This window comes from Arthrobacter sp. E1SS-5 (genome assembly GCF_057073715.1).
On sequence record NZ_CP172703.1, the window covers coordinates 1,629,872 to 1,642,441 of the forward strand.

The following is a 12,570-nucleotide window of genomic DNA, read 5'->3' on the forward strand; positions in this document are numbered from 1 at the left end:
GACTTGCAATGAGCGACACCACCCAGACTTCCGGGCATTCCGGCGCCGACGACGACTACAGGCCCACAGGCACCGACCAGGTTGCCGAACGGCTGGCAGCGATTGACGACGACGAAGCGGAGTTGCGTGCCGCTTCCCTCCGGGCCGGCCTGGAGGACTACGAGCTTGACGAGGACGACGCCGCCCTGCTGAGCGGCGAGTACGGCGACGAGGACTTTGAGGGCCCCCTCAAGCTGGATCCCGTCCTGGCCATCATCGGCCGGCCGAACGTGGGCAAGTCCACCCTGGTAAACCGCATCCTCGGGCGTCGCGAAGCAGTGGTGGAGGACACCCCGGGTGTCACCCGGGACCGCGTGATGTACTCCGCGCACTGGAACGGCCGCAACTTCACGCTGGTGGACACCGGCGGGTGGGAGCATGACGCGCGCGGCATCCACGCCCGGGTTGCCGAACAGGCCGAGATGGCAGTGGAACTCGCCGACGCCGTGCTGTTCGTGGTTGACTCCGCGGTGGGCGCCACGGCCACGGACGAGGGCGTCATGAAGATGCTCCGCCGCAGCAAGAAGCCGGTCATCATGGTGGCCAACAAAGTGGACGACTTTGCCCAGGAAGCCGACAGCGCCGCGCTTTGGGGCCTCGGCTTCGGCGAGCCCTACCCGGTGTCGGCGCTGCACGGCCGTGGGGTTGCCGACCTCCTGGACCACGTCATGGACGTGCTGCCCGAGTTCTCCACCATCGAAGGCGTGGAACGCTCCGGCGGTCCCCGGCGCGTGGCCCTCATCGGCCGCCCCAACGTTGGCAAGTCCTCGCTGCTGAACAAGCTCGCCGGATCCGAACGCGTGGTGGTGGACAACACCGCCGGCACCACCCGGGACCCCGTGGACGAATTCATCGAACTCGGCGGCCGCACCTGGCGCTTTGTTGATACCGCCGGCATCCGCCGCCGCCAGCACATGGCCCAGGGCGCGGACTACTACGCCTCCCTCCGGACGCAGGCCGCGCTCGAGAAGGCGGAGGTCGCCGTCGTGCTCCTCGCCGTGGACGAGGTCCTCAGCGAGCAGGACGTGCGCATCCTGCAGCTGGCCATCGAGTCCGGGCGCGCCCTGGTCCTGGCCTTCAACAAGTGGGACCTGCTCGATGACGAACGCCGCCGCTACCTGGAGCGCGAGATCGAGCAGGACCTGGCGCACGTCGACTGGGCTCCGCGCGTCAATATCTCCGCAAAGACCGGCTGGCACAAGGACCGCCTGGTTCCTGCGCTGGACCTGGCCCTGGAGAACTGGGACCGGCGCATTGCCACCGGGCGCCTGAATGCCTTCCTCGGCGAGCTCGTGGCCGCGCACCCGCACCCGGTCCGCGGCGGCAAGCAGCCGCGCATCCTCTTCGGCACCCAGGCCTCCAGCCGGCCGCCGAAGTTCGTGTTGTTCACCACCGGATTCCTGGACCCCGGGTACCGCCGTTTCATCACGCGCCGGCTGCGTGAAACCTTCGGATTCGAAGGCACCCCCATCGAAGTCAGCATGCGCGTGCGCGAGAAGCGCAGCCGGAAGCGTTAATTGCGACACACCTTGGGGCTGATCACCGGAAAGTGTCACAGGCACCCCTCCGGATCGTGTAAGCTCTTCTAGGTGGTTCGGCCGGACTGCTGATGAAAACCTTCGGGTTGTATTCAGCGGAGAACGGCGGAACCAGCGGGCTGTAGCGCAGCTTGGTAGCGCACTTGACTGGGGGTCAAGGGGTCGCAGGTTCAAATCCTGTCAGCCCGACCGAAAAGCGGAAAGCGCCGGAGAATTTCTCCGGCGCTTTCCGCTTTTTTGGGTTCCTGGCCATTCTTTGCCCGCGCACCTTCATTTGGACAACTCACCCCGGAAGCCGGAGGTGATTTGTCCGCTTGAGGGTGTCCTGGGCGGTGCCGGGCCCGGGGGACAGTCAGCCGAGGGCGGCGTCGAGGGTGACGAAGCCGTAGCCCGCCGCCCGAAGCTGGGAGATTACCTGTGGGAGGGCTGCGGCGTCGAGTGTTGAGCCGTCGTCGGGGTTCGAGCCGAGGTGCATCAGGACGATCTCCCCGGGCTGGGCGGACGCCATGACGCGCTGGACGATAAAGTCCGGGCCCCGCGTTCCGTTCATGGTCCCTTCCCAGCCCAGGGTGTCAATGGTCCACCGGACTGCCGCGTAGCCGGCGGCGTTGACGTCTGCGATCGTGCGGGAATTGCGGGCCCCGAACGGGAAGCGGAAGAACGGGAGCGGGTCGCCTCCAGCGGCCTCGATGGTCCTCTGTGCGCTGCTGATCTCAGCTGCGATCCCGGCGTCGGTCAGGGTGGTGAAATCCGGGTGGGTCATCGAATGGTTGCCGATCCGATGCCCCGCGTTGTAGATCAGCGCCGGGTCTGAGGGGAACTGGTTGACCCAGTCTCCGGTGAGGAAGAACGTACCAGGGACGCCGTTGGCTGCGAGGATGGCGAGGACCGGGCGGAGAGCGGCGTCGTTCGCGCCGGCGTCGAACGTGAGCGCGACAACCTTCTGGGTAGTCGGAATGCGCTCGAGGTCTACGCCCAGGAGCGCCGAGGGGACGCTGGTGTAGACGACCTCGGTCCTGCCGCTGGCCGCGTGCCACAGGATCGAACCGTGCTGGAAGTCGTTTCTTCGCCCGCCGGTGATGCCGTACTCGCCGCTGGTGGGGTAACCGAGCCGGCTGCGCTCCCAACCGAGGGCCGCCCACTGGGCCCGGATGGCTCCGTACACTTCGTGGGCTCCCGTGGCAGGCGACCAGTAGATCGACGAGCCGGCGTTCGTGCCGCTGAAGTGGTTGTACCTGCCGGCCCCGTCGGGGGCGGCAGTCTCGTCCGTCACGGGAAATCCGAGCACGCCGGCCGGCCCGCCGAGCTCCAAATAGCGTCCGCGGATGGCCCCGTGCACCTCGTGCACTCCGGTGGCGGGGCTCCAGTAGATTGTGCCGCGGGCGAAGTCGTTGTATTGGCCGCCGCCGGGCGTGGCGTTTTCGTCCGTCACGGGGAAGCCAAAGAACCCGGCGGGCCCGCCCAGTGCGAGATAGCGTGCGCGGATGGCCCCGTGCACCTCGTGCGCTCCGGTGGCGGGGCTCCAGTAGATTGTGCCGCGGGCGAAGTCGTTGTACTGGCCGCCGCCGCCGGGCGTGGCGTTTTCGTCCGTCACGGGGAAGCCAAAGAACCCGGCGGGCCCGCCCAGTGCGAGATAGCGTGCGCGGATGGCCCCGTGCACTTCATGTGCTCCGGTGGCGGGGCTCCAGTAGATTGTGCCGCGGACGAAGTCGTTGTACTGGCCGCCGCCGCCGGGGGTGGCGTTTTCGTCGGTCAGGGGAAAGCCAAAGAACCCGGCGGGCCCGCCCAGCGCGAGATAGCGTGCGCGGATGGCCCCGTGCACCTCGCGCGCCCCGGTGCCGGCGCTCCAGTAGATCGTGCCGGCGGTGTAGTCCTGGGCGCGGCCCCCAGCAATGTCATACGCGCCGCCGACGGGCGTGCCGAGGAATGATGCACTGCCGCCGAGCTGCTCGTAGTGCTGGACGATCGCGTCATCGCCGGCCTGCTCAACGGCTATGGACGCTGGAACGCTCCGCTGGGCAGCCACCGCCGGCGCGGCGGCCACGGGCGGCGCAAAGGCGGTGCCCCCGGGACCACCGCCGAGGGCGAGGGCCAAGGCTGTTCCGAGGACGGCGAATCGAGACCGGCGCATTGTGGCCCCTTAGAACTGATCGAGACTTGCGAGCCTTGATCAAGACGCTACGCCCCAGGGGTGTGTCCGGGCAGGACCGGAAGTCCCGAATTACAGGCTTCGGTGCCGGGCCTTCCCTACTTGAGGAACTTCGAGGTCCTGCGGTCCGCCAGGATCTTGCCCTTGGTTTGGCACGTGGGGCAGTACTGCAGGGCCGTGTCCGCGAACGACACCTCCCGGACGGTGTCGCCGCATACAGGGCAGGGCTGGCCGGCCCGGGCGTGCACGCGCATGTGGCTGCGCTTGACGTCCTTCAGGTCCTTTGGAGGCTTGCCGCTGGCCTCGGCCAGCGCTTCACCCAACACGCTGTGGATGGCGTCGTACAACACCTGCACGGTGTCCCGGTCCAGGGACTTTGCGATCGCGAAGGGCGAGATCCGGGCGGCATGCAGGATTTCGTCGCTGTAGGCATTCCCGATGCCTGCAATGACGCTCTGGCTGCGCAGGAGTCCCTTGATTTGCTGGGAACTGCCGGCCAGGATTTCAGCCAGCATGTCGGCGTCGAACGCCTCGGTAAAGGGATCTGGACCCAGCGTGGCGATGCCCGGCACCTCCTGCGGGTCCCGCACCACGTAGACGGCCAGGCTCTTCTTGGTGCCCGCCTCGGTCAGGTCCAGCCCGCGGGGCCCTTCCGGACCCGAGAATGCACACCTGACCGCTATGAGGCCCTTGCCCATCCGGAGCTGGCTGTCGGCAGGGGAGTCGGTGAAACGCACCCAGCCTGCCCGCGCCAGGTGGAACACCAGTGATATGCCCTCCGTGTCGACGCTGATGAATTTTCCGAATCTGCGTACGCCCGACACCGTGCGTCCTTCGATGGCGTTGAAGGGCGGATCCGCCGTCTTGAGCACGGCAAAGGAGACGATCTGCAGTTTGGTGACCACGCAGCCCCGCAGTTGCTCATCCAGGAACCCGGCGAGGCCGGCGACTTCAGGCAGTTCAGGCATGGCCTACCCGCCCAGTTCCGGGGACGCTGCACCGTTGCTTTCATTCATGGCCCCATCTTGTCAGAAAGCCCCGGTGCCGGCCCCGGCAGTTATGCCTATACTTTCAGCGGCGGCCCGTTTTGCGGGCCCCTTTTGACATTGGCGTGTACCCCGATGAAAGGCCCCCCATGAGCAACATTCCCGAAGACCTGTCCTACACCGCGGAACATGAGTGGGTCACCGCCCCCAATGCCGATGGCGTGGTCCGCGTGGGAATTACCGACTTTGCCCAGGACGCCCTTGGAGATGTCGTTTACGCCCAGATGCCCGAAGTGGGCACGAAGATTACGGCAAACGAAGTGGTGGGCGAAGTCGAGTCCACCAAGAGCGTGAGCGACATCTACGCACCCGTTTCCGGGGAGGTCGTGGGCCGCAACGACTCCCTGGACAGCGATTCAGCCCTGATCAACACCGATCCCTACGGTGACGGCTGGCTCATCGAGGTCAAACTCGCCGAACCGGACGCCGTTGAGTCTTTGCTCAGTGCATCCGAGTACGAACAACAGGTAGGCTAAAGCTAACCGGTAATTCCGGTCCGGCCCCGCGCCGCAGGCAACGCGTCTTCGCACGTCAAGCCGGGAACGGGAGCCGGTGCCGGACCTGCTGGCAGGGCCGGCAGAGCAAACGTTGGTTGCGGGTTTGGTGCCCGCAACGTCTAAGAGGAGGAATCCATGGCTGGCCACAGACACAACCCTGCCGATGGGGATTACGGCACGGGTGCGGCTAGGGCGTCGGAGACCACCTCGATCCATCTCACCCCCGTCACCGATGAACCCACCATCGCGCCCAAGCTGTCCTCGGACGAGCGCAACTCGGTTGAGGCGCTGCCCGCAGGTTCGGCGCTGCTCGTGGCCCACAGCGGCCCGAATGCCGGTGCCCGGTTCCTGCTGGATTCGGACGTGACCACCGCGGGCCGCCACCCGGATGCGGACATCTTCCTGGACGACGTCACGGTGTCGCGCCGCCACGTCGAATTCCGGCGCACCGCGCGCAGCTTCGAAGTGGTGGACAAGAACAGCCTCAACGGCACCTACGTCAACCATGACCGGGTGGACCGCGTTGAGCTGAAGTCCGGCAGCGAAGTCCAGATTGGCAAGTTCCGCCTCACCTTCTACCTGAGCCCTGCCACGGCTGCAGGCCGCAGCTGACCCGGGGACCGCTGCCTGTGGCAATGGCACAACCGGAACGCCGGGGCCCCCAGGTCCTGAACATCGGCGAAGTCCTCGCCCAGCTGAGCGCCGACTTCCCGGGCATGACCGCGTCGAAAATCCGGTTCCTTGAAGAAAAGGGACTCATCAACCCGCGGCGCACCCCTGCCGGGTACCGCCAGTATTCCGACGGCGACGTGGAGCGGCTGCGCTTTGTGCTGGCCCTGCAGCGGGACCAGTACCTGCCCCTGAAAGTCATCAAGGACTACCTTGACGCCATCGACAGGGGAGAGCGCCCGGAGAACCTGCCGCCCGGCGTCGTGGTTTCCCCACGCATCGTTTCCGACGAGCTGGCTGCGGAGCTGCAGAACCGCGGCCGGAAGCTCAGCGAGGAACAGCTCCGCACCGAATCCGGCGCCAGCGTTCCCCTGCTGCAGTCACTCTTGAGCTTCGGCCTCATCAGCCACAGCAACGGACAGTTCGACGAGCACGCCCTCCAGGTGGCCCGCGCCTGCGTCCAGCTGGAAAGCCACGGCCTGGAACCCCGGCACCTGAGGCCCTTCCAGGCAGCGGCCGAAAGGGAATTCGGCCTGGTGGAACGTGCGGTCGCGCCGCTTGCCTCCCGCAAGGACTCGGCATCGCAGGCACGGGCAGCCGAGGCCGCCCGCGAAATCAGCGACCTCTGCCTCACCCTGCACAGGGCCCTGGTGCAGGACCACATCTCACGCATGGACATCTGATGATCGAAGTCGAGATTGTAGGCGTTCGCATTGAACTGCCTTCCAACCAGCCGCTGGTCCTGCTTAAGGAGATGCACGGCGAACGCCACGTGCCCATCTGGATCGGCACCCCGGAAGCCAGCGCCATTGCCCTGGCCCAGCAGGGCGTGGTCCCGCCCCGGCCCATGACCCATGACCTGCTCGTGGATGTCGTGGAGACCCTGGGCCACTCCGTGGTCAGCGTGAACATCGTGGCGGTGGAGGACAACATCTTCTACGGGCAGCTGCAGTTTGAAAACGGAACCACTGTCAGCTCACGTGCCTCGGATGCGCTGGCGGTGGCACTGCGCGCCAAGTGCCGGATCTGGTGCGCCGATTCGGTGATGGACGAGGCAGGAGTCCGCATCACCGAGCACGACGAGGGGGAGGACGCCGAGCCCGGCCCCACCGTCGATGAGGAACGCGAAATGCGCCGCTTCCGCGAGTTCCTGGACGACGTGGAACCCGAGGATTTCGACGGCTAAGGTCACGTTAAGGTTAAAGTTAAGGCTGAAAGTTTCGACACGCCTCTTCAAAGCCCCGAAGGTCTTTGACCTCCGGACCCGCCGGGCCTAACGTCGAAGTATCAAGTTTCCTTGCTTACGGCAGCCGCGCAAGTCACACTGGAAAGTGCGCCCCGCGGAAAAATTACACGCATGGTCTTCAGGCCCAGGCAGCCGTATCAGTACCAAGGGAGCGTACGACAAGGAGGATCCAGGTGAGTCCCAAAGGCGAAGCAGGCGGGCTAAAGCAGCCCAAGGCTGGTGTTGCTGTGCCCGTAAGTGGTGCCCAGGGCCTCCTGTTCACCGAGGACCTTCCCGTACTGGACGAAGACGCCGGCTACCGGGGACCCACCGCCTGCAAGGCTGCAGGCATCACCTACCGACAACTTGATTACTGGGCCCGTACCGGCCTCGTGGAACCGGCCGTCCGTGGCGCCGCAGGATCCGGATCCCAGCGGCTGTACGGATTCCGCGACATCCTGGTGCTTAAGGTGGTCAAGCGGCTCCTCGACACCGGTGTGTCCCTGCAGCAGATCCGCACCGCAGTGGAACACCTGCGCGAGCGTGGGGTTGAGGACCTGGCGCAGATCACGCTTATGAGCGACGGCGCCAGCGTCTACGAATGCACGTCGGCAGATGAGGTCATTGACCTGGTCCAGGGCGGCCAGGGCGTCTTCGGCATTGCCGTGGGGCGGGTATGGCGCGAGGTGGAAGGCAGCCTGGCTTCACTGCCCAGCGAACACGCCGCCGAGCAGTCCTTTCCCGACGACGAACTCAGCAAGCGACGGGCCGCGCGGAAAATCAGCTGACCCGTAGGACAACGCATCAGGGGCCGCCCTCCGGCTGGAGGACGGCCCCTGGGCGTTTAAGCCTGGGCGCGCTAAAAGGTTGACCAGCTTCCCGCCTATCTGGCCCGGCTCCGCAGGCCGCTGCGGGTGGCCATCAGGTTGGACAAAAGGTCGTCAAACAGGCCGGCGGCGGACTTGGCCGAGTCCCCGGGCCAGTGATGGACGGGATGGGCGGCGCCCTGGATCTGCTGCCAGTTGGCCTGTTCCGGTATGCGCGGGCTCAGGAGGAGTTCACCGAACATGGACTCCATTTCCGCAAGGCGGTAGGTGTGCTCCGACGAGCCGCTCCGGACACGGTTTGCCACGATCCCGGCCGGAGACAGGTTCGGAGCGAACTCCTGCTTGAACAGCTGGATGGCCCGCATGGTGCGTTCCGTTCCGGCCACGGAGAACAGGCCGGGTTCGGCAACCAGGGCAACCTTGTCGCTGGCGGCCCAGGCCATGCGCGTCAGGCCGTTGAGGGACGGCGGGCAGTCGATCAGCACCAGCTGGTAGTCGTCGGCGCCGGCAAGCACGGCGGAAAGCCGGCGGAGGTCGCGGCGGCCCAGGTCCGGCCGGTCGTAGATGCCCGTGTAGGCGGAGCCGACGGCGACGTCCAGGACGGCGGGCCCGGAGCCGTTCGAGGCGGTGCGGTCAGCCCAGCTGCTGCGGACCACGTTCTCCGCCAGTTTCGCCCTGCGGGGGCTCTTGAGCATCCTCCCTATGTCCAACTGGTCGCCCGGCTGGACACCCAGGGCGGTGGTGGCGTCGGCATGCGGGTCGAGGTCCACCACCAGCGTGCGTACGCCCGCGGCCAGCGCCGCAGACGCCAATCCTGTGGTGACGGAAGTCTTGCCGACTCCACCCTTGAGGCTGCTGATGCTGACTACTTGCACTTGAGAGACCAAAACCTAACGCCGGATGCCGTGTTGGGAGTAATGTTTGCCTCGGCAGAGCCGAAGCCGGACGGTCCTGCCGCCCTACTCATCATATGTTGATGCGTCGGCGAATCCTGCTTTATCGGGCGTCGGCATGCCAGCGACTGTGCTGCCGGGGCGGTTTCCGCCAGCCAGGCTGAAAGCGTTCGGGACATGACGGGAAAATCTGTGACCGTGACCACAAAGATTTGTGTTTGTCCTTGTAGGTCCTAGACACTGTGACCACTCATCGATCCACCCAGCAATGATGCAGGAGAAGTATGTTTTCCAAAGTTCTGGTGGCCAACCGCGGTGAAATCGCGATCAGGGCCTTCCGCGCAGGCTACGAGCTGGGCGCCAAGACCGTTGCCGTTTTTCCCCAAGAGGACCGAAACTCAATCCACCGCCAGAAAGCGGACGAGGCCTACCTGATTGGCGAGGAAGGACACCCCGTCCGGGCATACCTTGACGTTGCGGAGGTGGTGCGCGTTGCCAAGGAGTCCGGCGCTGACGCCATCTACCCGGGCTACGGCTTCCTCTCTGAGAACCCCGGGCTGGCACGTGCGGCAAAGGAAGCGGGCATCACCTTCGTGGGGCCGCCGGCCGAAGTGCTGGAGCTCGCAGGCAACAAGGTGGCGGCATTGAAGGCCGCCCGCGATGCCGGCGTGCCGGTCCTGAAGTCCAGCGAGCCCTCCAAGGACCTGGATGAGCTCCTGGCAGCGGCCGATGAGATCGGATTCCCCATCTTCGCCAAAGCTGTTGCCGGCGGTGGCGGCCGCGGCATGCGCCGGGTGGATACCCGCGAGGCCCTGCCCGAAGCCCTAAAGTCGGCCATGCGTGAAGCGGACGCCGCGTTCGGTGATCCCACCATGTTCCTTGAGCAGGCGGTCCTCCGTCCCCGGCACATCGAAGTGCAGATCCTGGCGGACGCCGAGGGCAACGTCATGCACCTGTTCGAGCGCGACTGTTCCATCCAGCGGCGGCACCAGAAGGTCATCGAGATCGCTCCCGCCCCCAACCTGGACGACAATATCCGCCAGGCCCTCTACCGGGACGCCGTGAAGTTTGCCCAGGCATTGAAGTACGTCAACGCCGGTACGGTGGAGTTCCTGGTGGACACCGAGGGTGAGCGGGCAGGCCAGCACGTGTTCATCGAAATGAACCCGCGGATCCAGGTGGAGCACACGGTTACCGAGGAAGTCACGGATGTGGACCTGGTCCAGGCCCAGATGCGGATCGCCTCCGGCGAGACCCTCGCCGACCTTGGCCTCTCGCAGGACACGGTCAAGCTTCGCGGCGCGGCCCTCCAGAGCCGCATCACCACGGAGGATCCCGCCAACGGCTTCCGCCCCGATGTCGGAAAGATCACCGGGTACCGCTCCGCCGGCGGCGCCGGCGTCCGCCTGGACGGCGGCACGGTGTACTCGGGCGCCGAGATCAGCCCCCACTTCGATTCCATGCTGGTCAAGCTCACCTGCCGCGGCAGGGACTACCCCACCGCGGTTGCCCGCGCCCGTCGTGCCTTGGCGGAGTTCCGCATCCGTGGTGTGTCCACGAACATCCCCTTCCTCCAGGCCGTGCTGGACGATCCCGACTTCATTGCCGGGGACGTTGCCACCAACTTCATCGATCAGCGTCCGGAGCTGCTCAAGGCCCGGGTCTCGGCCGACCGCGGCACCAAGCTCCTCACCTGGCTGGCCGACGTCACCGTCAACAAGCCCAACGGCGAGCTGACGGTGCATTCGGATCCCGCCCACAAGCTGCCCGACGTCAAGGACAGGCAGGCAGAGCCCGGTTCACGGCAGAAGCTCCTTGAGCTGGGCCCGGAAGGCTTCGCGAAGGCACTGCGTGAGCAGAATGCCGTTGCCGTCACCGACACCACTTTCCGCGACGCGCACCAGTCCCTGCTGGCCACCCGCGTCCGCACCCGCGACCTCGTGGCGGCGGGCCCCGCCGTTACAGCCCTGATGCCGCAGCTGCTGTCCGTTGAGGCGTGGGGTGGAGCCACCTACGACGTGGCGCTGCGCTTCCTGGGCGAGGACCCCTGGGACCGGCTGGCGGCCCTGCGCAAGGCCATGCCAAACGTCTGCATCCAGATGCTGCTCCGCGGACGCAACACGGTGGGGTACACGCCCTACCCGGAAGAAGTCACCGAAGCCTTCGTCAACGAGGCCGCCGCCACGGGCATCGACATCTTCCGCATCTTCGATGCCCTGAACGACGTCAACCAAATGGCTCCGGCCATCCGTGCCGTCCGTGCCACCGGCACCGCCGTGGCGGAAGTGGCGCTCTGCTACACCGGCGACATGCTGGACCCGGCAGAGAAGCTCTACACCCTGGACTACTACCTGGGGTTGGCGCAAAAGATCGTCGACGCCGGGGCCCACATCCTGGCGATCAAGGACATGGCCGGGCTGCTGCGTCCCGCCGCTGCTGCCAAGCTCGTTGCGGCGCTCCGTGAGCGCTTCGACCTGCCGGTCCACCTGCACACGCACGACACCGCGGGCGGCCAGCTGGCCACCCTGCTGGCCGCTGTCGACGCCGGCGTGGATGCCGTGGACGTGGCGTCCGCGTCCCTGGCCGGCACCACCAGCCAGGTGTCGGCGTCGGCCCTTGTTGCTGCCCTGGCCCACACACCCCGGGACACCGGCCTCAGCCTGGACGCCGTCAGCTCACTTGAGCCGTACTGGGAAGCGGTCCGCCGCGTCTACGCCCCCTTCGAATCGGGGCTGCCCGGGCCCACCGGCCGGGTGTACAAGCACGAGATCCCCGGTGGCCAGCTGTCCAACCTGCGCCAGCAGGCCATGGCCCTGGGCCTGGGGGAGCGGTTCGAAGCGATCGAGGATATGTACACCGCCGCCGACCGCATCCTGGGACACCTGGTGAAGGTTACGCCGTCCTCCAAGGTGGTGGGCGACCTCGCCCTGCACCTGGTGGGCCTCAATGCCGATCCTGCGGACTTCGAAGCGAACCCGCAGAACTACGACATCCCCGACTCAGTCATCGGCTTCCTGTCCGGCGAGCTCGGTGATCCTCCCGGAGGCTGGCCCGAGCCCTTCCGCACCAAGGCCCTGCAGGGCAGGAGCGTAAAGGTCCGCGACGTCGAACTGAGCTCCGAGGACAGCGCCGCCTTGAAATCCGACTCGAAGACCCGCCAGCACACGCTGAACCGGTTGCTCTTCGATGGCCCCACCAAGGACTACCTGAAGAGCGTGGAGACGTACGGCAACATCTCCGTCCTGGACACCCGCGACTACCTGTACGGCCTCCAGCGCGGCACCGAGCACGAGATTCAGCTGGAACGCGGTGTCCGCCTCATCGCCTCCCTGGAAGCGGTCTCGGAGCCGGACGAAAAGGGTATGCGCACCGTCATGTGCACCCTCAACGGCCAGTCCCGCCCCGTGGTGGTGCGCGACCGTTCCGTGGTGAGCAACGTCAAGGCCGCCGAAAAGGCCGATCCCGCCCAGCCGGGCCAGGTGGCTGCACCGTTCGCCGGCGCCGTCACCGTCACGGTCAAGCCCGGCGATACGGTCAAGGCAGGAGACACCGTGGCAACCATCGAGGCAATGAAGATGGAAGCATCCATCACGACGCCGGTAGCCGGCAAGGTTTCCCGCCTCGCCATTTCCGCCGTCGAGCAGGTCCAGGGTGGAGACCTGATCCTGGTCATCGAGCAGTAGGAAG

The 12,570-nt window shown here is 66.4% G+C and carries 10 protein-coding genes and 1 tRNA gene; 8 read left to right on the top strand and 3 right to left on the bottom strand.

What is annotated here, in order from left to right:
- The first annotated feature begins 8 nt into the window (after positions 1–8).
- Positions 9–1,556, top strand: coding sequence for a ribosome biogenesis GTPase Der (gene der / locus ACIGJD_RS07550; RefSeq protein WP_483689452.1), 1,548 nt, complete (start codon positions 9–11; stop codon positions 1,554–1,556).
- Between the two features lie 136 nt (positions 1,557–1,692).
- A tRNA-Pro gene (locus tag ACIGJD_RS07555) sits at positions 1,693–1,766 on the top strand.
- A 163-nt stretch (positions 1,767–1,929) separates the two neighbouring features.
- Here ACIGJD_RS07555 and ACIGJD_RS07560 read toward each other — a convergent pair.
- Both ACIGJD_RS07560 and ACIGJD_RS07565 read right to left on the bottom strand, forming a co-directional pair.
- Positions 1,930–3,708: a polysaccharide deacetylase family protein gene (locus tag ACIGJD_RS07560; protein WP_483688979.1), complete on the bottom strand. Its 1,779-nt coding sequence runs from the start codon at positions 3,706–3,708 to the stop codon at positions 1,930–1,932.
- A gap of 116 nt (positions 3,709–3,824) precedes the next feature.
- The gene (locus tag ACIGJD_RS07565; RefSeq protein WP_483688980.1) at positions 3,825–4,694 is read right to left on the bottom strand and encodes an Fpg/Nei family DNA glycosylase; all 870 of its coding nucleotides are present in this window, start codon (positions 4,692–4,694) and stop codon (positions 3,825–3,827) included.
- A gap of 167 nt (positions 4,695–4,861) precedes the next feature.
- Here ACIGJD_RS07565 and gcvH point away from each other — a divergent pair, with 167 nt between their 5' ends.
- From gcvH to ACIGJD_RS07590, 5 genes are all read left to right on the top strand, one after another.
- Positions 4,862–5,248, top strand: a complete 387-nt coding sequence (gene gcvH / locus ACIGJD_RS07570) for a glycine cleavage system protein GcvH (protein WP_142134386.1) — start codon at positions 4,862–4,864, stop codon at positions 5,246–5,248.
- A 156-nt stretch (positions 5,249–5,404) separates the two neighbouring features.
- On the top strand, positions 5,405–5,881 hold the full coding sequence (locus tag ACIGJD_RS07575; RefSeq protein WP_142134384.1) for an FHA domain-containing protein: 477 nt from the start codon (positions 5,405–5,407) through the stop codon (positions 5,879–5,881).
- A gap of 23 nt (positions 5,882–5,904) precedes the next feature.
- Entirely contained in the window at positions 5,905–6,621 is a 717-nt protein-coding gene (gene ftsR, locus ACIGJD_RS07580; RefSeq protein ID WP_018763526.1) for a transcriptional regulator FtsR, read from the top strand.
- Positions 6,621–7,124, top strand: a complete 504-nt coding sequence (locus ACIGJD_RS07585; protein ID WP_483688981.1) for a bifunctional nuclease family protein — start codon at positions 6,621–6,623, stop codon at positions 7,122–7,124. Before ftsR ends, ACIGJD_RS07585 begins: the two co-directional genes overlap by 1 nt.
- Before the next feature lie 233 nt (positions 7,125–7,357).
- Complete coding sequence (locus tag ACIGJD_RS07590; protein WP_142134380.1) at positions 7,358–7,951, top strand: MerR family transcriptional regulator; 594 nt, start codon at positions 7,358–7,360, stop codon at positions 7,949–7,951.
- A gap of 95 nt (positions 7,952–8,046) precedes the next feature.
- Here ACIGJD_RS07590 and ACIGJD_RS07595 read toward each other — a convergent pair whose 3' ends face one another.
- A complete protein-coding gene (locus ACIGJD_RS07595; protein WP_483688982.1) occupies positions 8,047–8,865 on the bottom strand; it encodes a ParA family protein in 819 nt (272 codons plus the stop codon).
- Between the two features lie 302 nt (positions 8,866–9,167).
- Here ACIGJD_RS07595 and ACIGJD_RS07600 point away from each other — a divergent pair, with 302 nt between their 5' ends.
- Complete coding sequence (locus ACIGJD_RS07600; RefSeq protein WP_483688983.1) at positions 9,168–12,566, top strand: pyruvate carboxylase; 3,399 nt, start codon at positions 9,168–9,170, stop codon at positions 12,564–12,566.
- Positions 12,567–12,570 lie beyond the last annotated feature (4 nt).